Annotated in this window: 21 protein-coding genes; 11 read left to right on the forward strand and 10 right to left on the reverse strand. The window is 34.9% G+C overall.

Annotated elements, in window-relative coordinates; all coding sequences use genetic code 11:
* Positions 1 to 12: 12 nt before the first annotated feature.
* The 4 genes from ABD963_RS09265 to tilS all read right to left on the reverse strand — a co-directional run bounded on the left by ABD963_RS09265 (position 13) and on the right by tilS (position 4,602).
* Positions 13 to 468 (reverse strand): (2Fe-2S)-binding protein, encoded by a 456-nt coding sequence (locus ABD963_RS09265; RefSeq protein WP_345276669.1) that lies wholly within the window; start codon positions 466 to 468, stop codon positions 13 to 15.
* A gap of 132 nt (positions 469 to 600) precedes the next feature.
* Positions 601 to 1,563 (reverse strand): YheT family hydrolase, encoded by a 963-nt coding sequence (locus ABD963_RS09270; protein ID WP_345276670.1) that lies wholly within the window; start codon positions 1,561 to 1,563, stop codon positions 601 to 603.
* 3 nt (positions 1,564 to 1,566) lie between these two features.
* Positions 1,567 to 3,189, reverse strand: coding sequence for an adenine deaminase (gene ade / locus ABD963_RS09275; RefSeq protein ID WP_345276671.1), 1,623 nt, complete (start codon positions 3,187 to 3,189; stop codon positions 1,567 to 1,569).
* Positions 3,190 to 3,282: 93 nt separating this feature from the next.
* Complete coding sequence (tilS, locus tag ABD963_RS09280; RefSeq protein WP_345276672.1) at positions 3,283 to 4,602, reverse strand: tRNA lysidine(34) synthetase TilS; 1,320 nt, start codon at positions 4,600 to 4,602, stop codon at positions 3,283 to 3,285.
* Positions 4,603 to 4,726: 124 nt separating this feature from the next.
* On the opposite strand from tilS, the gene ABD963_RS09285 reads away from it, so the two are divergent.
* Positions 4,727 to 5,419, forward strand: coding sequence for a hypothetical protein (locus tag ABD963_RS09285; protein WP_345276673.1), 693 nt, complete (start codon positions 4,727 to 4,729; stop codon positions 5,417 to 5,419).
* On the opposite strand, the gene pabB is transcribed toward ABD963_RS09285, so the two are convergent.
* On the reverse strand, positions 5,416 to 6,708 hold the full coding sequence (gene pabB, locus ABD963_RS09290; protein WP_345276674.1) for an aminodeoxychorismate synthase component I: 1,293 nt from the start codon (positions 6,706 to 6,708) through the stop codon (positions 5,416 to 5,418). The genes ABD963_RS09285 and pabB overlap by 4 nt on opposite strands.
* Before the next feature lie 80 nt (positions 6,709 to 6,788).
* Here pabB and ABD963_RS09295 point away from each other — a divergent pair, with 80 nt between their 5' ends.
* Positions 6,789 to 7,679 (forward strand): aldose 1-epimerase family protein, encoded by an 891-nt coding sequence (locus ABD963_RS09295; protein WP_345276675.1) that lies wholly within the window; start codon positions 6,789 to 6,791, stop codon positions 7,677 to 7,679.
* Positions 7,680 to 7,851: 172 nt separating this feature from the next.
* Here ABD963_RS09295 and ABD963_RS09300 read toward each other — a convergent pair whose 3' ends face one another.
* Complete coding sequence (locus tag ABD963_RS09300) at positions 7,852 to 9,228, reverse strand: APC family permease (RefSeq protein ID WP_345276676.1); 1,377 nt, start codon at positions 9,226 to 9,228, stop codon at positions 7,852 to 7,854.
* A 228-nt stretch (positions 9,229 to 9,456) separates the two neighbouring features.
* Between ABD963_RS09300 and ABD963_RS09305 the strand changes: the two genes are divergently transcribed.
* The 3 genes from ABD963_RS09305 to ABD963_RS09315 all read left to right on the forward strand — a co-directional run bounded on the left by ABD963_RS09305 (position 9,457) and on the right by ABD963_RS09315 (position 12,007).
* Positions 9,457 to 10,809, forward strand: a complete 1,353-nt coding sequence (locus ABD963_RS09305; RefSeq protein WP_345276677.1) for a DEAD/DEAH box helicase — start codon at positions 9,457 to 9,459, stop codon at positions 10,807 to 10,809.
* A gap of 41 nt (positions 10,810 to 10,850) precedes the next feature.
* Positions 10,851 to 11,162 carry a GIY-YIG nuclease family protein gene (locus ABD963_RS09310; protein WP_345276678.1) on the forward strand — a complete coding sequence of 104 codons (312 nt, stop codon included), beginning with the start codon at positions 10,851 to 10,853 and terminating at the stop codon, positions 11,160 to 11,162.
* 65 nt (positions 11,163 to 11,227) lie between these two features.
* Positions 11,228 to 12,007, forward strand: coding sequence for a S1/P1 nuclease (locus tag ABD963_RS09315; RefSeq protein ID WP_345276679.1), 780 nt, complete (start codon positions 11,228 to 11,230; stop codon positions 12,005 to 12,007).
* Between the two features lie 50 nt (positions 12,008 to 12,057).
* On the opposite strand, the gene ABD963_RS09320 is transcribed toward ABD963_RS09315, so the two are convergent.
* The 3 genes from ABD963_RS09320 to ABD963_RS09330 form a co-directional block, all read right to left on the reverse strand.
* Positions 12,058 to 14,679, reverse strand: coding sequence for an MGH1-like glycoside hydrolase domain-containing protein (locus ABD963_RS09320; RefSeq protein ID WP_345276680.1), 2,622 nt, complete (start codon positions 14,677 to 14,679; stop codon positions 12,058 to 12,060).
* Between the two features lie 255 nt (positions 14,680 to 14,934).
* Positions 14,935 to 16,335: a dihydrolipoyl dehydrogenase gene (gene lpdA / locus ABD963_RS09325; protein WP_345276681.1), complete on the reverse strand. Its 1,401-nt coding sequence runs from the start codon at positions 16,333 to 16,335 to the stop codon at positions 14,935 to 14,937.
* A 125-nt stretch (positions 16,336 to 16,460) separates the two neighbouring features.
* Positions 16,461 to 18,044, reverse strand: a complete 1,584-nt coding sequence (locus ABD963_RS09330) for a S41 family peptidase (RefSeq protein ID WP_345276682.1) — start codon at positions 18,042 to 18,044, stop codon at positions 16,461 to 16,463.
* 111 nt (positions 18,045 to 18,155) lie between these two features.
* On the opposite strand from ABD963_RS09330, the gene smpB reads away from it, so the two are divergent.
* The 4 genes from smpB to ABD963_RS09350 all read left to right on the forward strand — a co-directional run bounded on the left by smpB (position 18,156) and on the right by ABD963_RS09350 (position 21,614).
* Positions 18,156 to 18,614 (forward strand): SsrA-binding protein SmpB, encoded by a 459-nt coding sequence (gene smpB, locus ABD963_RS09335; protein ID WP_345276683.1) that lies wholly within the window; start codon positions 18,156 to 18,158, stop codon positions 18,612 to 18,614.
* 67 nt (positions 18,615 to 18,681) lie between these two features.
* Entirely contained in the window at positions 18,682 to 19,224 is a 543-nt protein-coding gene (locus ABD963_RS09340) for a hypothetical protein (RefSeq protein ID WP_345276684.1), read from the forward strand.
* Positions 19,225 to 19,235: 11 nt separating this feature from the next.
* Positions 19,236 to 21,056, forward strand: coding sequence for a Xaa-Pro dipeptidyl-peptidase (locus ABD963_RS09345; protein ID WP_345276685.1), 1,821 nt, complete (start codon positions 19,236 to 19,238; stop codon positions 21,054 to 21,056).
* 12 nt (positions 21,057 to 21,068) lie between these two features.
* Complete coding sequence (locus ABD963_RS09350) at positions 21,069 to 21,614, forward strand: pyridoxamine 5'-phosphate oxidase family protein (protein ID WP_345276686.1); 546 nt, start codon at positions 21,069 to 21,071, stop codon at positions 21,612 to 21,614.
* A gap of 14 nt (positions 21,615 to 21,628) precedes the next feature.
* Here ABD963_RS09350 and ABD963_RS09355 read toward each other — a convergent pair whose 3' ends face one another.
* Positions 21,629 to 22,270, reverse strand: a complete 642-nt coding sequence (locus ABD963_RS09355; protein WP_345276687.1) for a protein-L-isoaspartate(D-aspartate) O-methyltransferase — start codon at positions 22,268 to 22,270, stop codon at positions 21,629 to 21,631.
* Between the two features lie 156 nt (positions 22,271 to 22,426).
* On the opposite strand from ABD963_RS09355, the gene ABD963_RS09360 reads away from it, so the two are divergent.
* Positions 22,427 to 23,386: a Gfo/Idh/MocA family oxidoreductase gene (locus ABD963_RS09360; protein WP_345276688.1), complete on the forward strand. Its 960-nt coding sequence runs from the start codon at positions 22,427 to 22,429 to the stop codon at positions 23,384 to 23,386.
* A 121-nt stretch (positions 23,387 to 23,507) separates the two neighbouring features.
* Positions 23,508 to 24,398, forward strand: coding sequence for a 3-hydroxyacyl-CoA dehydrogenase family protein (locus ABD963_RS09365; RefSeq protein ID WP_345276689.1), 891 nt, complete (start codon positions 23,508 to 23,510; stop codon positions 24,396 to 24,398).
* The last annotated feature ends 7 nt before the right edge of the window (positions 24,399 to 24,405 follow it).

The raw sequence follows: 24,405 nt of genomic DNA on the forward strand, positions 1-24,405 counted from the left end.
TTTGTTGCTAGTTTAAAGTTTTGCTGCCGTTTTTATGGCTTGTTTAATTCTTACATATGTACCACATCTGCAAATGTTACCATTCATAGCAGCTTCGATATCATCATCTGATGGGTTTGGGTTGTTTTTCAACAAGGAAGCTGCATTCATAATTTGTCCTGCTTGACAGTAGCCACATTGGGGTACATCATGTTCCAACCAAGCCTTTTGAACTGGATGGTCGCCATCTTCTGAAAGTCCTTCTATGGTTGTTATTTCCATTCCTTGAGCCTGGGAAACTTGCAGCATACAACTGCGCATCGCATTACCATCAACGTGAATCGTGCAAGCACCGCATTGACCAATTCCACAGCCATATTTGGTACCTACTAAATTTACATGATCTCTTAGCACCCACAATAAGGGCGTATCCATATCTGCTTCCACAGAATAACTTTTTTTATTAATTTTTAAATTGAATGTTGGCATAGTGTTAGAAGTAAGTCATTAATGATGCTAATAAAAATACAAAAAATAAAGGTTATTTTTGAGAACAATTGGGTTTTAACATTTATTTTAAATAAAACCCAAATAATTCATTGAAGATTTTATCTCAATGGCTTAAGAATTTATATGGCTTAAAAATTCTAATGCCCGCTTTTCATTATAATAAACATTGTTTTTATCAATAAAACCAACATGTCCTCCATAACTGGGCATTTCAAGATAAATATTAGAATTGTTTTTTGCCTCTTTCACGGGATAACATTCTGAGGACAAAAACGAATCGTTAAGTGCATTAATTATTAATGATGGGGTTTTAATATTTGGAAGATATTGCAAACAACTACTCTTTTCATAATAATCTAAAGCATCTTTAAAACCATGGGCTCTTGAAGTATACACATTGTCAAAATCTAATAGTGTTTTAATTGAGTTTACTTCCTCCAAGGTTAGTTTTTCTATAAAAAGGCTTTGTTTTAATTTTAAATGATTTACTAAATCTTTCAAAAATCGATCATGAAATAACTTGTTTTTTATTTTATGCAACTCTTTACATGAGCCATACAAATCACAGGGCGTTGAAACTGCAATCCCTGCTTTTACTTGTGATGGAATCGCAGTTGATTCTCCTAAATATTTAAGAATAACATTCCCTCCCAAACTAATGCCATTCAAATAAATTTCTGAGTACCCTTTGTTTGAGATTGCATGATTTATCACTGCTTCCAAATCGTCTGTAAACCCAGAGTGATAACTGTAATAATTTAGATTGGCTTCACCGCTACAACCTCTATAATTCATGCTGATAGCATCTATACCATGTTCATTGAAAAGCTTCGCAACGCCTGTCATATAAGGGCGTTGTGCATGACCCTCCAACCCATGTAATAAAATAATAAGCTTATTGGTTTTTTCTTTAGAATAACTCCAATCTAAATCTAGAAAATCGCCATCGCTTAAAGTGATTCGCTCGCGTTCTTGTTGCAAAGAAACGCGTCTTACTAACCCAGAATAAACCGTAGAAACAAATCCATTTTTAAAATAAAAAGGAGGTTTATAAGTTGATTGAATTACTGGCATAAACTAGTTGACTTCTAAAGGTGTAAATTTAAAAGTATTTCCGTTAAACAAGCCTTTGTCACTTAGTTTTAATGATGGAATTACCAACAATGCCATAAAGGATAAAGTCATGTAGGGTGCCTGTAATTTTGAGCCTAATTGTTTTGCCACTAGGTCCAATTCGGCATATAGTTTACCTACGGTTTCTCCTTCCTGATCACTCATAATACCAGCAATAGGAAGAGGCATTACTTTTTCTTCGGAATTGGAAATTGCACAAATACCACCTTTATTTTCAATCAACAAATTCACTGCTTTACAAATAGCTTCGTCTGAAACCCCAACGGCGATTATATTATGAGAATCATGACCCACCGAACTGGCAATAGCACCTTCTTTTAATCCAAAATTTTTAATAAAGGCGATGGCTGGTTTTTCATTGTTGTAACGATTTACAACCGTCATTTTTAAAATATCTTTTTCAATATTTGAAATGATATTTTCATTTTCGATTAATGCTTCTTCTATAAGTTCGTTGGTCACCAATTGCCCTTCTAAAGCTTCAATAACGCGTATTTTATTAGCAGAGGATGCAACTTTAAAATCGGATACTTTCTTTTTATCGCAGTTGAAATTATTAATATTTTTAAATGAAACACTTTCAATGAGCGCCTTATCCTTATCAAAAACCAGGTGACCATTAATGTAGGTTTGAATCGTTTTAAAGTGTTTTAAATCCTCAACTATTATAAAATCGGCATCATCTCCTTCATTTAATAAACCAACCTCCAAATTATAATGCTTTACGGGGTTTATGCACGCCACCTGCAATACTTTAAAAACATCTATGCTTTTTTCAACAGCTCTAGCACAGAGTTTATTGATGTGATTGATAATCAAATCATCAGGGTGTTTGTCATCACTGCAAAACATCATTTTATCAAAATGTTCGGGCAACAAATCAATCAAGGCTTCAAAATTTTTAGCGGCACTCCCCTCACGGATTAGTATTTTCATGCCTTTTTGAAGTTTCTCTAAAGCTTCCTCATAGGTAAAACATTCATGATCGGTTGAAATACCTGCATTAATGTATTTTGATATATCGTCACCTCTTAAGCCTGGGGCATGCCCGTCAACTGGTTTGTTATAGTGTTTTGCCCAAGCTATTTTTTTCATCACTTCTTCATCATCAAAAAGGACTCCCGGATAATTCATCATTTCTGCTAAGTATTTGATATCAGCGTTTTGAAGAAGCGTTTTTATATCATGCGAATCCAAGACTGCTCCAGCCGATTCAAACGTTGTTGCTGGAACACATGAAGGTGCGCCAAAATTAAATTTAAAAGGGACTTTTTTTCCATTTTCAATCATAAACTCAACACCTTTAATACCCAAAACATTGGCGATTTCATGTGGATCGGAAACCGTTGCCACGGTACCATGTTTAACTGCCAATCTAGCAAATTCGCTAGGAACCAACATGGAACTTTCTATATGAATATGGGCATCAACAAAACCGGGCAAAATGAAATGGTTAACATCATGTTCTTTTTCGAAAATAGCTTTTATTTTACCATTTACTACAGTGATTTCACCTTTATAAATGCGTTTGTTTGGTATATCTACTATATTTCCCTGTATTTTCAATTTAATATTTGTTGTTCAAAGTGGATTCCTGCCTAGGCAGGAATGACAAATTATTTATTAAACACTTAGATAAGCTCAGTGTGACTTGATCTTTTATAAGTTGGCTTTCAATTCTATTTTTAAAATATGTTTGGTGCTATCGGTCACTCGAAATCGATTGTCGGAGCGTTTGTTTATTACCCAAACAATGTCATCACTTGAACACAATAACCAAGTGTTTTCCTTATCCAATAAGGACATTTTTTCGTCTTTAAAATATTTGCTGAGTTTCTTTTTTCCACTCATACCCAAGGGGTAAAACACATCGCCTTCGCGTTTTTTTCTAATTTTTAAGGGGTACTTCAAAGTGTCTTTATCGACATAAATCACATTAGTATTTTTTTGTAAAACAACATCAACTTCTTCTAAAAACAGAATGCCAAAAGATGTCTTAACCTCGCTTTTAATTTCAGAAATTAAAACTTCATCAGCATCATACGCTTGTATACTACTTAACAATAAATGTTTCCTGTTTTTAATTAAACGATGTGTCGTCGAAAACACTTGTTTCCCAGTTTCGGCATCCAATAAATCAACAATATCATTCCATTGTGTAAAGCCAAATTCTTTGAACGATTCATACAAATACGCTTTAGGATTAGCCACTTTTTTAAATTCTGAAATTTTAAATTTCACCTCATTTTCATTTAAACTTTCAATGGCTTTATTCAGAAAAACATCCAAGCTATCCGCAATAATATCAGATGAATCTTGCAAATTATTTAGGGTACTTTGAAAACTATCCAACAAACTCGAGTTAATTTCTTTTAAAACAGGAATGACTTCATGTCTTAATTTATTGCGCAGATATTTAACCGATTTATTACTGCTGTCATCTCGCCATTTAATATGGTTTTCTTTGGCGTAATTTTGAATAGTTTCACTTGAAAATTGCAATAGCGGACGCACAAACTTCCCATTAACCTCGGGGATTCCCGTTAAACCTTCTAAACCAGTGCCGCGTGTAAAATTGATTAGAAACGTTTCTAGATTATCATCGGCATGATGTGCCGTTAAAATATAATCGAATTTCAATTGTTCTGCCAATTCTTCAAACCAATGATACCGCAATTCACGAGCTGCCATTTGGATGGAACGCTTGTTTTCTTTGGCATACAGTTCGGTATCAAAATTTTCAATGAAAACTTCTAAATCCAAATTTTCTGCCAATTGCAAAACAAAATCTTCATCGGCATCGCTTTCATCGCCTCGTAAATTAAAATTACAATGCGCCAACGAAATATTCAAACCCATTTTGTGGCACAAATGGGTTAAAACCACACTATCAACACCACCTGAAATGGCAATAATTATTTTGCTTTCATGTAGAAAAGCAAGCTTGTGATCTATATGGTTTTTCAGTTGCTCAAGCATGAACTCAAATATACAACTTTGACTATTTAATTAAAGCTTTTACTTTTTTATATCACATGATAATTATCATATCATAATATCAAGGGTTTTGTAACTTTAAAATATCAATTTAAAACTTTTTATTATGAGCTCACTTGAAAGATTAAACGACAAAGCAACTCAAACTGCTTTTGATAAAAAGGTGGTTTCAGTAACGCAACATTTACAAGCTTATATTAAACATCGACTTTATATAGCCGAATCTACTCGTGTTATCCCAAAAAATATGTACACTTCTAGCGATTTGATTGATGAAGCCATTGCAAAATTTTATGAAAATGGATACGACATTGATATGGATGTCTCCAACATAAAACTAAGACTGTTTAAAATTGTAGATGCTGATTTGGATGAGCTTTTTAAAAGAGAGGCTTTTCACAAAAACACCACCAGTACCGATACCATTTTAAAAGAAGAATTAGAGGGATTAGAAGAAGTTTATACAGTTGATGAGGATTTTGATTTTATTATGAAAGAAGAATTAAATGATATTTCCTATAAACAAGGCAACAACCACAAACATTTATTTTTGTACGATGATGAGAATAGAACCGTTATGAATGCCTTTGAAATTAAAGACTTATCTGCTGTTAATAATAGAAAAATCCTCGGAAAATTCTACTCGGTTTTGCCCTTTACCGTATCGGATATTGTGGATCTTTTTGTATTTGGCAAACTAGATTATGATGAGATCGCAAAAATAAAAAATATTGAAACGAATCGTGTAAGACGTATTTTAACGTTAGCCATAGAATCTTTAAAAAGTAACTTGGGCTAATTTTCCAATACGGTGCGCATGGCCTTGGCTTTAACTAAACACTCCTCATATTCGTGTAACGGATTGCTTTTTGAAGTGATGGCGCTACCAACGGAATAGGACACATATTTTCTGGTTTGGTTGTAAAGAATACTTCGAATGACCACATTAAAATCGAAATTGCCTTCAGGTGAAAAATAACCAATAGACCCTGAGTATAGTCCACGTTTGGTTTCCTCTAATTCCTCAATAATTTTCATTGCTGAAATTTTTGGAGCACCTGTCATACTTCCCATGGGAAACGTACTTTTAACAATATCCACTGGATGAACGGTCTCATCAATTTTTGATGTAACTGTTGATATCATTTGATGCACTTGATCGAAGGTGTAAATCTTGCATAATTCTTCCACTTTAACGCTTCCTTTTATGGCGGTTTTAGATAAATCGTTTCGCACCAAATCCACAATCATAATATTTTCGCTTCGCTCTTTTTGATTGTTCAATAAATCAGATTTCAACTGTTCGTCTTCCTTAATGTTTTCAGAACGTTTTGCAGTGCCTTTTATAGGTTGCGAAATAATGGTTTGTTGCTCTTTTTTTAAATAACGCTCGGGCGATGCCGATAACAAATACTTATCATAACATTTTAAAAAAGTTGCGAATGGCGGATTGGAAATCGTATTCAACTTGTTGTAAGTATCCAAAGGGTTGATCTCGGTATCGTCAGCATAAAACTCCTGACAAAAATTGGCTTCGTAAATATCACCTCTATGGATATGTTCCAACATGGCGCTTACTTTCTCAAAATAGGCGTCTTTATGGATTCGCAAGTGGATTTTAATATCATTTTTTAGATTGCCACGTCCTTTGTCCTGGCAATGACGAATCTCATTTAAATCGCTTTCAATATCATCATCAACTGCAAATAAATATTGAATTTCAACTTGGTTATCCTTAAGAAAAAACAGTTTTTTAGGTTGAAAAAAATACAAATCTGGAAACTCCAAACCATCAAAATTATTGGAACTCAACGCTTCAACATCGTTTTTCAAATCGTAGGTTAAATATCCAAAAATCCAATCTTTAACTAGGGTTTGGTATTCTTTTAATTTCTCAAAACCATCTTGAAAATCGGTTTGGATACTTGTAAAGGCATCAACCGCTAAAACCGCATCATAATCGCCATATTTTTGTGAGTAATTATTGGAATCTAACCAGACAACATCATCAAATTGTTGCGCCCAAACCAGTAACTGATTTTTAAATAATTGGGCGTTTTTTATGTTATGGATATGCTTCGTTCTCAATAAACAGAAATTACTAAACAAAGTTACTTAGAATACTTAAAAAATTAAGATTTTTGTACCTTAGATTTAAATATAAAAGTATGTACACCCTTCAAAATAGCAATCTTAAGATAGTCGTAAAAAAAACAGGTGCTGAGCTTTGTGAAATTTCGGCGATTAAAAACAAAACAAATTTTATGTGGGATGCGAAACCAGATATCTGGGGTAGTTATGCGCCTAATTTATTCCCCATTATTGGGGCTTTAAAAGACGATACTTACATTTTTGAAGGTAAAAAATATACACTTCCCAAGCATGGATTTGTGCGTCATAATCAAAATATTGAATTGCATAAACAAACCCAAAATAGTTTAACCTTTAAGTTAACTTATAACGATGAGCTTTTAAAAAGCTATCCTTTTAAGTTTGAATTTCACATCACTTACACGCTTATTGATAATGCAATAACCGTAACCCATAAAGTGAAAAACTGCGATACCAAAACCATGTATTTCTCGATTGGTGGGCATCCTGCTTTTAAATGTCCTGTTTTTGAAAATGATACTTATGAGGATTATTACTTGGAATTTGAACATGTTGAAAACTCCAAAAGACACCTCATCAATATGGAAAACGGACTCATTTCCAATAAAACCGAAGCCGTTTTTAACCATTCAAACCAAATAGCATTACAGCATGAATTATTTGAAAAAGATGCTTTGGTCTTTAAAGATTTGAAGTCCAGAAAAGTAAGTTTGAAAAGTAAAAATCATGGTACTATTTTAACGGTTTCCTTTCCAGAATTTAATTACTTGGGCATTTGGGCAAAACCAACTGGAAACTATGTTTGTATCGAACCTTGGTTGGGAATTGCTGATAGCGAAAATACAAACCAAGATTTTAAAACTAAAGAGGGTATTTTAAAGTTGGATTCAGGAAAAACTTTTGAAGCTAGCTATACCATAGAAATTCAAAACATAAATCTTAGTTAATCAGTTAGGTATTTTAGGTTACGTTTATCGGTTAGTATATGAAAAGTAGACGAATGCAAACCACATACATAACTTTTAGTTAAGCACAAAATTTAAGACGAAATCCATATACAGGATTTAATATTGATTCGTCTATTTTTTATATACATTGTTATGTCCATTTTTTTTTCATCTATTGCACTTTCTCAATTGGCTCTCCTCTAAAGTAAGGTTTTTTCATCTTGTACTTTATCCAAGGAACCGCATAAAGTCCCGTGATCACTATTACCAAACCAGTATTTAGATAGACGGTTTTGGTCATTTCAGGAGAAGGAGAGTTATTAATTATTAGATAGATCATCCCAATGATGCCAAGAATTTGCAGAACCGGATAAAAAGGTGTTCGATAAGGGCGATGGAATTGAGGATATCTTTTTCTCAAAATAATAATGTCTATGTGGGCCGTGATATATATAAGCAGGAATATAGTAGAACAAGAAATCATCAATAGGATAATGACATTTTGTGAATCTTGAAAAATGAGATAAACTCCAATGGCAAGGCTACATGGAAAAAGAATTCCAAACCAAGGTGTTTTGAATTTTGGATGAAGGCGCTTAAAGACAGCCGGCAATTGATTGTTCTTAGCCATACCATACAACATGCGGGAGATAGAGGCTATTCCAGTACTAAAACAGGTTGAAGCTGCCGTTATGGCAAGAACGGCCATTAGGAATCTGGCATTTTCTCCAAAAATTGACTTGACCAAAACCCAATGAGGGATTGAAGATTCAACTAATTCTTTACCGGGTACTTTGTGATAACCAGCCAAAGCAACCAACCCGTAAACTAATAACAAAATGAAACATGAAATAATCATAGCCTTAGGTAAGTTCTTTTCGGGTTGTTTTGTTTCCTCAACTAAAGGACAAACAAATTCCATTCCCACAAAAGCCCATACTGCAAGCACTGTTAACGAAAGTATATTCCAGTCCAATGAGCCAAGCTCCAAAAATAAGTTGTCAAAAGGAATATCCTGAACCTGTGAACTACTTACTCCGGCAATCCCAATTATAAATAATGCAGCTAGCATGATGAATGCCAAAAGGTTTTGTACGGTCGCAAAAACTTCAATACCCAGAATATTCAGAATAATTATGCTAATATAAATCCAAAGCCCAAAACGGCTAAAGGTGTCGGGATAAAGAGTGTCCATGACATAATCAAGTAAGAAGAGATCTGCTGCACCCGCAAAAACAGCTATACCTAAATAGCCTGCAATGGTTACAATGATGGCAGGGAGATGTCCAATCGCAACTTCCGTGTAGGTGCTGATCCCTCCTGCCTTTGGCATCATCAGAGTGAGTTCGGAAAACGTAAAAACATAACCTAATGCTAGTACAAAAGCTATAAGAGTAGCTAAAAAAAATCCAGTAGCATTTATTCCTACTCCCTGTAAAATTGTAATTAAAGGACCTTGACCAACAACTATCCCGACGCAAATAGCAATAAGTGAAGTTAGACCTAATGAGCGTTTAAGGTTGTTGTTTGAATTTTTGTTATTGGTCATTCCTTTAATTTTTCAATTGGACATTACGTTTGGGATATGAATTCGTTTTAATACTTCGTCTTTGCTCAGTACAGGTTAATCATATCCACCTATAAGCGAAGTTAGTTTTCCAAAAAATAAAAATCAATAATTCAAGTAAGAATTTACCTAAAAGTTATAAACAAACTATTTAAAACACAGCTTATAACTAAAAAATAATAAACGTAACTTTGCGCAAAATTACTTGTTTTGACGTTTCAAGATTTAAATTTAAATACACCCCTTTACAACGCTTTAACCGATTTAGGTTTTACCACGCCTACGCCCATTCAAGCCGAAGCTTTTAATGTGGTGGCATCGGGTAAAGATATGGTGGGTATCGCACAAACTGGCACGGGAAAAACCTTTGCCTATATGCTGCCTATTTTGAAAGATTTAAAATTCGCAACGCAAGAGCATCCACGGGTTTTAGTTTTAGTGCCAACTAGAGAATTGGTAGTTCAAGTGGTTGAGGAAATTGAAAAGCTCTCAAAATACATCAATAATCGTGTTTTAGGCGTTTATGGTGGCACCAATATTAACACCCAGAAACAAGCGATTGCAGAAGGTTTAGACATCCTTGTGGCAACACCAGGAAGATTATACGATTTGGCAGTCAGCAGGGTATTGCAGCTTAAATCCATACAAAAATTGGTGATTGATGAAGTGGATGTGATGCTCGATTTAGGGTTTAGGCATCAATTGATTAATATTTTTGATATCCTTCCCCAAAAGCGACAAAACATTATGTTTTCGGCAACCATGACGCAAGATGTGGATGTTTTGATTAACGAATTTTTTAAAAGTCCCGAGTGTGTGTCTATTGCGGTTTCTGGCACGCCGCTTGAGAATATTGAGCAATCACGTTACAATGTACCTAATTTTTACACTAAAGTGAACTTGTTGGTGCATTTGCTAAACGATACTGAAACTTTTAATAAAGTATTGGTCTTTGTAGCTCGAAAACGAATGGCAGACCGCCTTTTTGAAGCTCTAGATAAACATTTCAAGGAAGAACTTTGCGTCATCCATTCCAATAAAACACAAAATTACCGCTTGCGTAGTATTGAGCAATTCCGAGAAGGTGAGAACCGAATTTTGGTAGCTACCGATGTAATGGCTCGCGGTTTAGATATTGACCATGTAAGCCATGTCATTAATTTTGACACCCCTGATTTTCCTGAAAATTATATGCATCGTATTGGTAGAACAGGACGTGCAGAACGTAAAGGGATTTCAATTTTGCTTTCAACGGAAATAGAACAAGAGTCTGTTAAACGCATTGAAGCCCTCATGCAAATGGAAATTCCGTTGTGGGAAATCCCAGAAAGTGTTTCAATTTCAAATGAGCTTATAGAAGAAGAACGACCCCAAATAAAGGAACGTAACAACCCAACCAAACGAAGCGATGACGATATTCCTGGACCAGCTTACCATGACAAAGCTGAAAAAAACCGGAAGGAAAATTTGGGGGGCTCATACAGACGGGAGATTGCAAAAAAATACAAAAAACCTAAAACCAGAGGTGATAAAAATTATAATAAACGAAATAAAAGAAAATGATTGTCATTCCTGCGAAAGCAGGAATCCACTTTTAATAGTATATGTATAAAACCATTCATCAATACTATCTTTATATCTTAACAAATCAAAAAAATGGAACTTTGTATATTGGTGTAACCAATAATTTGGAACGCAGAATGTTTGAGCACAAAAATAAATTGATTGACGGGTTCACTAAAGAATATGGCTTGGATAAACTGGTTTATTTTGAAGTATTCCAATACGTAAATGATGCCATAAAAAGAGAAAAGAATATGAAAAAATGGAAACGTCAATGGAAAATTGATTTAATAGAGCAGAAAAACTCTAAATGGGATGATTTATCAGCAGATTGGTCATGTTTAATTGAATAATGGATTCCTGCCTTCGCAGGAATGACAAGAACATATAAAAAATATAAATAAAAGAAGTAAATAGCATGAAACCAAAAATCGTTTTAATCATCTTATTATTTTTCACAACACTTCAACCCGCTAACGCAGAACCAAAATGGGGAGCAACGGGCCACAGAGTAGTTGGTGAAATAGCCAATCAATACTTAAATTACAAGACAAAAAAAGAAATACAGCGATTGTTAAACAGAGAATCTTTAGCTTTTGTCTCAACGTTTGCTGATGAAATTAAATCGGATGAGCGCTATAAAAAATTTTACAATTGGCATTTTATAAATATGCCGTTAGATGCTGAATACGATTCTGCCAAACAACATCCTGAAGGCGATTTGGTTTCTGGAATAGCCTATTGCCAATCTATTATTAAAAACAAAAACTCCAGCGATGAGGAAAAAGCCTTTTATTTAAAACTTTTAATTCATTTAATTGGTGATTTGCATCAACCTATGCACATTGGTTTGGAGGAAGATAGAGGTGGCAATGATTTTAAAGTACAATGGTATAATAACGATACCAATTTACATAGCGTATGGGATAGCAAGATGATTGAAAAATATGGTATGAGCTATACTGAATTGGCTGTAAATGTAAATTATGTGACTAAACAACAAATAAAGGAGATACAAAAAGGTAGTATTATAGATTGGGTAAACGAAACGCACAAACTTACCAGAAAAGTTTACGCAAATGTTAAACCTGATGAAAATTTAAGAAGCCGCTATTCTTACGATAATTTTAAAACGGTTAGAAGTCAACTCCAAATTGCAGGAATAAGATTAGCAAAGATTTTAAATGATTTGTTTTAGACTTTAAAAGCGGTCATTCCAGAGAAGGTAGACGAGAAAATCTAAATTTATCAATCCTCATCCATTTCCATAATTAAATTAGCTATTAAAGCAGTCCAACCAGTTTGGTGTGACGCTCCAAGACCTTTACCATTATCCCCATCAAAAAACTCATAAAACAAATGAAGGTTTTTAAAATGTTCATCTTTGGTAAATGTTTTATTGGAATCATCGGCATGATATTGAAACTTACCATTTGAATTGGCTTCAAAAAGCTTAATTAGCCGTTTTGTTAATTCATTAGCTATTTGTTTCAAATTTAATTTTTTACCAGATCCTGTTGGAAATTCATACTGGTAAGTTGGTCCATAAAATGTATAGTATTTACGAAGTGATTGGATAATCATATAATTGATAGGCATCCAAATAGGTCCACGCCAATTGGAGTTGCCCCCAAACATATTCGAACGACTTTCACCGGGTTCGTATTGGATTTGATGGTACCCATGATATTGAAATACAAATGGATTTTTTTCATGGTATTTAGAAAGTGAACGAATGCCATAATCTGATAGAAATTCATCTTCATCCAACAAGCGTTTTAACAAATGTTCTAATCTAAATCCTCTCATTATTGAAAACAGGTAGTTACCTTCCTCATTGGGATCATCCAGATTAGAAATTAAAGATGCTAAATCGGGGCGAGTTCTTATAATTTCGTTGGCCCTGATTCTAAATTCCTTTAGTTCCTCGAACAAGTCCTTGTGCATAATTTCTACAGCAAACATAGGAATCACACCAACTAAGGACCTTACTTTTAAACGATCGGTTACACCGCTAGACATCTCAACCACATCGTAATAAAAGTTATCTTGATCATCCCAAAGCGAAATATCTTTTTTACCAATATGATGCATAGCCCAAGCAATATTTAAGAAGTGTCTAAAAAATTTAGCTGCTGCTTCCTCATAAATTTTATTAGTTTTGGAGAGCTCTAATGACATGCGCAACATATTCAAGGTAAACATAGCCATCCAGCTTGTAGCATCCGCTTGTTGCATTCTGGTTATACCCGGTGGCATGTGGTTTCTGTCAAAAACCCCAATATTATCAAGGCCAAGAAAACCACCTTCAAAAAGATCAGTACCACTTTTATCCTTTTGGTTAACCCACCATGTAAAATTGAGCAATAGTTTTTGAAAAGCTTTTTCCAAAAACTCGATATCACCCTTGCCAGTGTAGGTTTTGTCTTTTTCAAAAACATGCCAGACCGCCCAAGAATGTACTGGTGGATTTACATCGCTAAAATTCCATTCGTAAGCTGGAATTTGCCCATTGGGATGCATGTAGTTTTCTTTTAAGACAAGCAGTAATTGTTCTTTTGCAAAAAACGGATCCACCTCAACAAACGATGCCATGTGAAAAGCCAAATCCCAGGCAGCATACCATGGATATTCCCATTTATCGGGCATAGAAATGATATGTCTGTTGGTGAGGTGTTGCCAACTAAAATTTCGGAGGTTCGTTCGGTTAGGTCTGATTTCGCCGGGGCCCCCAAAAAGCCATTTGAATACATCGTAGTAATAGAATTGCTTAGTCCACAACAAGCCAGCAAAAGCACTTTTAGCTATTGCTTGATGCGTTTCTGGCATATCTTTCTTTATGGTTTGATTGTAAAAATCTTCACATTCAGCTATTCGTTGCGAGAATATCGCATCAAAATTTGTCCAAGGATCCTGCAATTTAATTTTACTTAATCGAATTCTAATGGTTTTTTCTTCTCCCGCTTTCAGTTTTAATTTGTGCCAAACTGCAAATTTAGAACCATTTTTTTCAGGATTAACCGTTGGTTTTCCATGAATAACGTGCTCGTTTATACCATCTTTTACATACTCAACATCATTGGGTATATTATAAATACGACTGTTATTAGTTTCATTTTCACAGAATAATTGCTTACCACCTTCATGATAAAAGTAATACCGCCCATTTCTGGTGCTTCGGGACATAACACTAGAATCGGAAATCGATTTCATGGTTGGTCGTGTATGCCTTTTGTTATGTTTCCAGAAATTTCTAAACCAAAGGTGTGGCAGCACATGGATATCAGCAGCTTTTGAACCTCTATTAACAACAGTAACCTTCATAAGGATATCGTTTACATCGGCCTTAGCATACTCAATAAAGCAGTCAAAATACGCGCTATTTTTAAATACTCCCGTATCTAACAATTCATATTCAAATTCGTCTCGACTTCTCTGATTACCGCCAACCAAATCGCCATAAGGAAACTCATTTTGTGGGTATTTGTACAAAAATTTACAATAGGAATGAGTGGGTGAAGACACCTGATGAAAATACAATTCTTTAACATCTTCACCGTGGTTACCCTGATTATTAGTTAACCCGAATAAACGCTCTTTCAAAATGGCATCCTTACCGTTCCAAAAGGCTGGTGCTAAACACAAAATTTCGCGCGAGTCACAAAAACCCGCAATACCTTCTTCGCCCCATCGGTAAGCATTGCTCCTAGCCTTATCGTGGTCTATAAATTCCCAAGATGTTCCATGTTCACTATAATCTTCCCGAACAGTTCCCCATTGTCTATCGGCTAAATATGGCCCCCATTTTTTCCAGTACTTATAGGTATCCTCTACGGCTAATCGTTCTGCCTCCGTTCCTTTTTGAATCATATTTTAGATGAATTAGTATTATGTTGTAAATGAGTTTCAAAATAAAAATAATGCTTTTTCAAATATATTTTTGCTCCATTAGTAAGTATTGTCTAATTGATTTAAATGGAAAGATAATTTGCAAAATTTATAAAGAAAGTTTAAATAAATTAAAGAAATGATATTACAAAAAAGGCAAACCCAGTTGGGTTTGCCTTTTCTTATTAATGATATAGTCACGTTATTCAGTTATAAAGGAATGTCTCGCGATGGCCGTTATATGTGTAAAGCTCTATTTTCGGTAGCGGCTAAAGCGGCTTCTTTGATAGCTTCGGTAAAGGTTGGGTGCGCATGACTCATCCGCGATACATCCTCAGCACTAGCACGATATTCCATAGCTACGACTGCTTCAGCAATCATATCTGCAGCTCTGGCACCTATCATGTGTACGCCTAAAATTTCATCCGTTTTTTTATCTGCTAGTATTTTCACAAAACCGTCTAAATCCATACTAGCCCTACTTCTACCTAATGCACGCATTGGGAATTGACCAGATTTATATTCAATACCTGATTCCTTAAGTTCTTCCTCAGTCTTCCCAACACTGGCAACTTCTGGCCATGTATAAACCACTCCTGGAATCAGATTATAATCGATATGCGGTTTTTGTCCAGCAATAGTTTCTGCAACGAAAACACCTTCTTCTTCTGCTTTGTGCGCTAACATGGCGCCTTTAACCACATCACCAATCGCGTAAATATTCTTTACAGACGTTTGTAAATGGGCGTTAACTTCCACTTGTCCTCTATCGGTTAATTTCACACCTGCAGCTTCAGCATTTAAACCATCGGTATAAGGACGACGCCCCACAGAAACTAAACAATAATCACCTTTAAATTCTACTTCTTCGCCTTTTTTATTATCTGCCTTTACAATGACTTCATCTCCCTTTCTCTCAACAGATTTTACTTTGTGTGATACTTCTATGTTAAATTTCGCCTTTTTGAAAACCTTATTCAATTCTTTAGAAAGTCCACTATCCATGGTAGGAATAATTCTATCCATGTACTCTATTACAGTCACCTCAGCACCTAAGCGTTTGTACACTTGTCCCAATTCTAATCCAATAACTCCCCCACCTATAACAATCATATGTTTAGGTATTTCTTTCAGCTTTAATGCTTCAGTTGAAGTGATAACACGCTCTTTATCAAGGGTTATAAAAGGTAAATTTGATGGTTTACTTCCTGTTGCAATAATGGTATTTTTAGCTTCAATTTCTTCTTCTTTATCACCTTTAATTAAAATATGGGTTGCGTCTTTGAAGCTCCCTAATCCATGATATACATCAATCTTATTTTTATTCATCAAGAAATCAATACCACCCGTAGTTTGATCAACCACAGCTTGTTTACGAGCTATCATTTTTTCTAAATTTACCTTGATATCACCAGGAATATCTATACCATGTTCCTCAAAATGCTTTACAGCATCTTCATAATGGTGTGATGAATCTAAAAGTGCTTTACTTGGTATACAACCAACATTTAAACATGTACCACCAAGGGTTGCATATTTCTCTATAATGGCAGTTTTCATGCCTAATTGGGCGCAACGTATGGCAGCAACATATCCTCCTGGACCTGAGCCAATAACGGCTACATCGTATGAATTCATAAATTATTTTTATTTAAAAATATGCTTTGTCTACTATCACGATAACAAAGCTAAACCTGAAGTGCAAAAATACAAATGTTTTGTTGGAAGACCATAAAAAAAACAAGCTTAAAATTAAGGATATATCATTTGTAAATATCATTTAAAACCCATTCCAATTCAACATCTCTTTTTTGTCTTATATCCTCTATTGTTGGTGTTATTTCTATGTCAGGTTTTATACCATATCCATCAGGAATTTGTTTTTGAGGCGCTTCAATTTGCATTAGACCCATTCTAATTTTAATTTTAGAAGTTGGCAATTCATATACTCTGTATACTCCTGCAACCGTTCCATTATAAGCTCCACCTGTTTCTTCTCCAACAAACACTGCTCTTTTATTAGCTTTTAAATGTGTAGAAATAAGCGATGAAGCCGAAAAAGAATTTCCATTAATCAACACAAAAATATTACCTTTAAAACTTAAGGTATTGGGTTCTTTTACCTTTGTATGTTTATTAAATCTATAATAAAGTTTACCATCTTCTTTTCTAGTTTTTAGCAAGTTATGAACCACCATAATGGGCGATACTATGCATCCCAAAACTTTTAAGCCTATAGGTGTTGTGTTGGTCATAAACGATTTTAAAAATGGAATTCGACTGGTTACCTCGCTATCGTTAATAAACCGATAGTTTTTATCTGTCAAAAAGGAATACAGGTGGTCAATTTCGGCTATTCTACCACCTCCATTTTCGCGTAAATCAATGATTACATGTTTTGATTTAGCAGCATCTATTTTAGAAAAACTTTCTTGATAGAATTTTTTGTAGGAGCCATTTGTAAAGCTCCTAATTTTCATGTAAGCAACTGTGGAATCTTTACCAATGAAATCAAAATTTCTTGTATACTGTTTAGTTTTCGACAGGTAACCATATTTTTTGTCGTCCTTTCTTTTCTTACGTTTTGATAATCGATTTTGTCTTTTTTCCTGTTTTGTTAAATTTTCGGGTTTTGTCTTCGCTTTTTTAACAGAAGTACTATCTTCCTTTTTTTCTTCTTTTAGAATGCGTTTGAAATTTTTAGTGAAAATAGAATCTTTATTCTTGATCGTTACTTTTAAACTATCTAAAAACCCTTTGTCTCTAACATAAAAGGATGCAAACCCTTTACTTACATATCTGTCGTGTAAAGTTGTGTTGTAACCATCTGAAGCAAATCGGGTTTTATAGGTGTTTATTAACTTAGAAACAGGTTCGTCATCAATACTTACTACCTCGCTACCAACCAATGTAGAGTCCTTTCCGTAATTTTGTACCACCCAAAGTTTATCTTCCAAATACTCAAAATCCAAATCATAAAATTCAAACTTTTGTTTGTTCAAGGTTTTTCTTTCCTTTTTTGTAAAACGTTTAACAGTGTAACCAACTGACACATGACCTTGCCTAACATAGGCAACCACAGGTGCTAGTTTTTTATAAAATTCTTGTGTTGATAAAGGTAGTTTTATAGAAGTTTTTAAACTATCAAACTTAAAATCCAAATCAGATTTAGGTGTGTACTGGTATAGTTTGGGGTGATGCTTTTTTAACTGTGTGTAGAGTTTATCAACATCGTTTCTTAAATCCTCAACAGCATGGGAAGCGGTAAGTTGTTCATTATATTTTTTAACACTGTTGCACGACGCCAACAACATCAAAAGAAAAATAAAACAGAATGGTCTCATCATGAGTGCTAAAATATACAGTTTATGATGAACTGGATTGCATTTAATTAATCTTTAACTTTTGGTTATATTCTTGTTTAATAAACCGTGTAAATTTATGTAGTTTTGTACTTCATGCAAAAAAACATCAACATACAGAACAAAAAAGCGCGTTTTCAGTATGAAATACTGGATAAATACACTGCTGGAATAGTTTTAACCGGTACCGAAATAAAGTCTATTAGAAGCAGTAAAGCATCCATTGCTGAAAGTTTTTGTGAGTTTAATGAGCGTGGCGAGCTTTTTGTAATTAATATGACCATTGAAGAATATGCCTTTGGAAATTATTACAACCATAAACCTAAAGCAGAGCGTAAATTACTCTTAAATAAAAAAGAACTTAAAAAACTTGAAAAGGAAGTCAATGTAAAAGGAAATGCCATAATCCCTCTGCGTTTATTCATTAACGATAAAGGATTTGCCAAAATGGAAATTGCACTAGCTAAAGGTAAAAAACTTTATGATAAACGCGAAACCATAAAAGACAGAGACAATAAGCGTAACTTGGATAGAGTAAAAAAAATATATAAATAATTTAAGGGTTCATTAACGCTCTAAAAGTTTTAAAACCCATATTTTTCGAAACTCAAAAAAAGTTTTTATGAAGCCATTTCTTCCACTCATATTATTTTGCCTCATTATTCTTCAAACACAAGCCCAAAATAATCCTGAAAAATCTAAAATTAAGTTTCAAATAGATAGTTCCAGTGTGTTAACTTTAGATGGCACCTTAAAATCACTTTATAATGTTATTTCCGGTGAAAAAGGTGTAGAACGCAACTGGAAACAGTTCAAGTATCTTTTTCATCCCGATGCCAAATTGATCCCTTCAGGAAAAACAAAAGAAGGCGTTATGATGGTTAGATTTCTAAAACCAGAAGATTACATTAAAAATTCAGGGAAATGGTTAGTAGATAATGGATTTTTTGAAAAGGAAATCCACAGAAAAGTAGATAGTTTTGGCAATATTACCCAAGTATTCAGTACCTATGAATCCTTTCGAAGCGAAGCTGATTTAGAACCTTTCATGCGCGGTATCAATAGCATACAACTATTCCATGACAGCAAACGTTGGTGGATTATTAATATTTATTGGGCACAAGAAACCGAAGCGAACCCCATTCCTAAAACCTATTTAAACTAATCATTTTTATCATGATAAAAACATTGAATAACCATATTATTTTTTTCATATTAGCCCTCATTACATTTCCGAGTTTTGCACAAGAAAAAGCAACTCCTATTTTTAAAGATGGTGAAGCACAGATTGTGGAAGCTTTTAACGATCCTGATAAATGGATACGACACGATTTATTTGTAGAAACTACTTTTGATAGTGATGGTGATGGCAAACTAGACCACATGCATGTGGCTGTTACACGACCATACCAAACCGAGACTGAAGGCCTAAAATTACCAGTAATTTACGAGTCAAGTCCATATTATGCTGGTGTAGCTCCAGATGTAGATGGGGTTTTTTGGAATGTGAACCACGAATTAGGCGAAATGGCTGAAGAGCGTGTACACCCAAAAGTCGCACGTTTAGGCGTGCGTCCCATCATATCGAATTCGCAAATTAAAACTTGGGTTCCTAGAGGTTATATTGTGGTACATTCATCTTCTCCAGGAACAGGATTATCACAAGGTGCTCCCACAGTTGGTGGCGATAATGAATCGTTAGCACCGAAAGCAGTCATTGATTGGTTAAATGGTCGAGCTAAAGGTTATACAGAGCCCTACGGAAACGACGAGGTAAAAGCCTATTGGACCACAGGAAAAGTGGGCATGACAGGTACTTCATACAATGGCACCATTCCGCTAGCGGCTGCCACTACAGGGGTTGAGGATTTGGAGGTGATTATTCCTGTGGCTCCAAACACCTCATATTATCATTATTACCGTTCCAATGGATTGGTGCGTTCCCCTGGTGGTTATTTAGGAGAAGATATTGATGTGCTTTACGATTATATCCATAGTGGTGATGAATCCAAACGGGCGTCTAATAATGCTAAAGTAAGAGATTCCGAATTGAAAAACGGTATGGACAGAATTACTGGTGATTATAATGAATTTTGGGCAGGACGCGATTATTTAAATGATATGGCGCCCATGAAAGCTGCGCTCTTAATGTCTCATGGCTTTAACGATTGGAACGTGATGCCCGAACATAGTTACCGTATTTACAAAAAGGCCAAGGACATGGGCTTAGAAACAGCCATTTATTACCACCAGTTTGGTCATGGTGGGCCACCACCTGTAAGCATGATGAACAAATGGTTTACTCATTATTTATTTGGAGTGGATAATGGTATTGAAAACGAATCCAATAAAGCCTGGATTGTTCGTGAAGATGATAAAATGGAGGAACCTACACCTTATAAAGATTACCCAAACCCTGAGGCTAAAAACGTATCGCTTTACCTAACTTCTGGTGCTCCCAAAACAGGTGGTTTAACAACTAACAAGTCTACAAACCAAGGACAAGAAACGTTGGTTGATAATTATTCTTTTGACGGCGAAGCCTTGGCTAAGGCAGAAATCACAAATCATCGTTTACTTTATCTAACCCCAAAACTGACTAAAGACATCCATATTTCAGGTGTACCAAAAATTACGATAAAAGTGGCTAGTAATAAACCGGCAGCCAATTTATCGGTTTGGTTGGTGTCGTTGCCATGGAATGAAGGCAGACGCTCAAAAATTACCGATAATATCATCACACGTGGATGGGCAGATCCGCAAAACTATAAATCACTAACCGAGAGCGAACCTTTAAAACCGGGTAAATTTTATGAAATCACTTTTGATTTACAACCCGACGACCAAGTTATTAAAGCTGGCCAACAAATTGGTTTAATGATTTTTTCAAGTGATAAAGAATATACCTTACACCCAAAACCCGGAACCGAATTAACTATTGATTTGGATGGAACCAGTTTGACCTTGCCCGTTGTTGGTGGTGTTTTAAAATTTTAATTATTTTATTTAATGAGCCAATTTTTCTCAGAAATAACAAGCGAATTACAAGACTTTATAAATAATCAAAAAATCTTTTTTGTAGCCACAGCCGCTGCTGAAGGGCGTATCAATTTATCACCCAAAGGTCATGATACACTTCGTGTTTTAAGCCCCAATAAATTGGTTTGGTTAAACCTCACAGGTAGTGGTAATGAAACCGCAGCTCACCTTTTATTGAAAGATAGAATCACCATTATGATGTGTGCCTTTGAAGGTAAACCGCTCATATTAAGACTGTATGGTCATGCCAAAGCCTACCACGAACGAGATGCTCAATATCAAAAATATATAGACCTATTTGAAGAAAATACAGGTTCGCGTCAAATTATAGAAGTTCATGTTGATTCGGCACAAACTTCCTGCGGGTATTCCATTCCGTTTATGGATTTCAAAGAAGAACGCGGACAGCTAAACGCATGGTCTAAAAAACAAGGCAAAGAAAAAATACAATCTTATTGGGAAGAAAAAAATACCAAAAGTATTGATGGGTTTAAAACGGGTATTTTTGATAATTAAACTTAAACATCATTCTAATTTTTATCCTCTAATAAGGGTACAAAACGAAACTCACCATACTCGTGTTGCTCAAATTCCTTAGGACCTTTTCTAATAAAAAGCGTCATCACCTGTACATCATCACCCACTGGAATCACAAGTCTACCTCCTATTTTCAACTGACTCAGCAAAGGTTTTGGCACGAAAGGCGCCCCAGCAGTCACGATAATACTATCAAAAGGTGCTTCTTCTTTTAAACCCTTATAACCATCACCAAAAATGAGTTTTTTAGCTCTGTAACCTAACTTAGGTAAAAATTTACTCGTTTTTTTAAACAGTTCCTGTTGACGCTCAATACTATAAACTTTGGCCCCTAATTCACACAAAACCGCCGTTTGATAACCACTTCCTGTGCCAATTTCTAGTACTTTATCTCCAGGTTTTACTTGCATTAATTCCGTTTGGAATGCCACTGTGTAGGGTTGTGAAATCGTTTGGTCTGCCGCAATAGGAAACGCTTTATCTTGATAAGCATGGTCTAAAAAACTGGAATCCATAAACAAATGCCTAGGTATCTTACCAATAGCATTCAAAACCTTTTCGTCGGCTATCCCTTTGTTTTTTATAATGTTAACGAGTTGCTGTCTTAATCCTTTGTGCTTAAAAGTATCTTTCAATTTTGGTGGTCTTTACAAAGCTAAAATTAGTCAAACATTTTAAAGCTTGAAACTATTACATAGAATTTATTTATCACATTTTTTAGAGGAAAAATTAGCAGTAAATCCTTAAATTGACGTTCTAATTATCTTATTTTTGTTTAAAACGTAAAAATTATGCTTAAAGCAGGTGTACTAGGTGCTGGCCACCTTGGAAAAATTCATTTAAGACTTCTCAATCAATCTGAAAAATATCATCTGGTTGGTTTTTATGATGCCGATGAGGAAAACGCAAAAAAGGTAGAGGCTGAATTTGGTTATAAATATTTCAATTCCATTGATGCGCTCATTGATGCGGTTGATGTGGTAGATATTGTAACGCCCACACTTTCGCATTACGATTGTGCTAAAAAAGCTATCACCAAAGGAAAACATATTTTTATTGAAAAACCTATTACCAATACGGTTGAAGAAGCGGAACATATCAGGGAACTTTTAGCAAAACATAATTTACGCGGACAGGTTGGTCACGTAGAACGCTTTAATCCAGCTTATTTAGCAGTTAAAGATGATATAAAATCCCCTATGTTTATTGAAACACATCGGTTGGCAGAATTTAATCCACGAGGCACCGATGTTCCGGTGGTGTTGGATTTAATGATACATGATATTGATATCATTTTGAGTATTGTAAAATCTAAAGTAAAAAGTATTTCAGCAAGTGGTGTAGCAGTTATAAGTGATACGCCGGATATTGCCAATGCCCGTTTGGAATTTGAGAACGGTTGTGTTGCCAATTTAACAGCTAGTAGGATTTCACTTAAAAAAATGCGTAAAGCACGTTTTTTTCAAAAAGACGCTTACATCTCTGTTGATTTTTTAACTAAAAAGTGTGAGGTGGTTAAAATGAAAGATGCCCCAGAAAACCCAGGAGATTTCGACATGATTTTACAGAATGCTGAAGGTGTTAAAAAGCAAATCTATTTTGATAACCCTAAAGTAGCTGATAACAATTCCATTTTAGATGAATTGGAAACTTTTGCTCACGCCATAAATACCAACACTACACCTGTGGTAACCTTACACGATGGCACCGAAGCTTTACGTGTAGCAACTCAAATAATAAATTGTTTTTAAAATATCACGTCATCACGATGAGAGAAAAGACATGGTTATCTTTTGGCATTTAAATTCAATTTAAAGATTTTCATATCAAACAAAAAAGTTTGATTCGCAATGACAAAAAAATAAATTAAAAATGAAAAATATTGCAGTCATAGGAGCTGGAACCATGGGAAACGGTATCGCACATACCTTTGCCCAAAACGGATTTAAAGTTCAGCTTATTGATATTAGTGAAGCATCTCTCAAACGTGGATTGGAAACCATTACCATAAATTTGGGCAGAATGGTTGCCAAAGGAACTATTTCAGAAGATGAAAAAACTGAAACATTATCCAATATCTCAACATTCACAACTATTAAAGAAGGTGTTGAATATGCCAGTTTAGTGTTAGAAGCTGCAACAGAAAATTTAAACTTAAAGCTAAACATATTCAAACAATTAAGTGAGCACTGTCCAGAAGATACCATTTTAGCCACTAATACCTCATCCATTTCCATTACGCAAATTGCATCGGTGGTTTCCAGACCAGACATGGTTATTGGTATGCATTTTATGAACCCCGTCCCACTAATGAAATTGGTTGAAATCATCCGTGGTTATAACACCAGCGAAGAAGTTACCAAAACCATTATGGAACTCTCAAAAACCTTGGGAAAAGTTCCTGTCGAAGTCAATGATTATCCTGGGTTTGTAGCCAACCGCATTTTAATGCCTATGCTTAATGAATCTATTGAAACACTTTATAATGGTGTTGCTGGTGTTTCCGAAATTGATACGGTGATGAAGTTGGGAATGGCCCACCCAATGGGGCCCTTACAACTTGCAGATTTTATAGGTTTGGATGTGTGTTTATCCATCTTAAATGTGATGTATGATGGATTTAAAAATCCTAAATATGCACCATGTCCGTTACTTGTAAATATGGTCAATGCAGGTAAATTGGGCATTAAATCCGGAGAAGGTTTTTATGAATATTCCGAAAGCAAAAAAGCAGAAAAAATTTCTAATCAGTTTTTGAAGTAATAACTTA

The sequence above is a fragment of the Litoribaculum gwangyangense genome (genome assembly GCF_039543505.1).
GTDB classification, from domain to species: Bacteria; Bacteroidota; Bacteroidia; order Flavobacteriales; family Flavobacteriaceae; genus Litoribaculum; species Litoribaculum gwangyangense.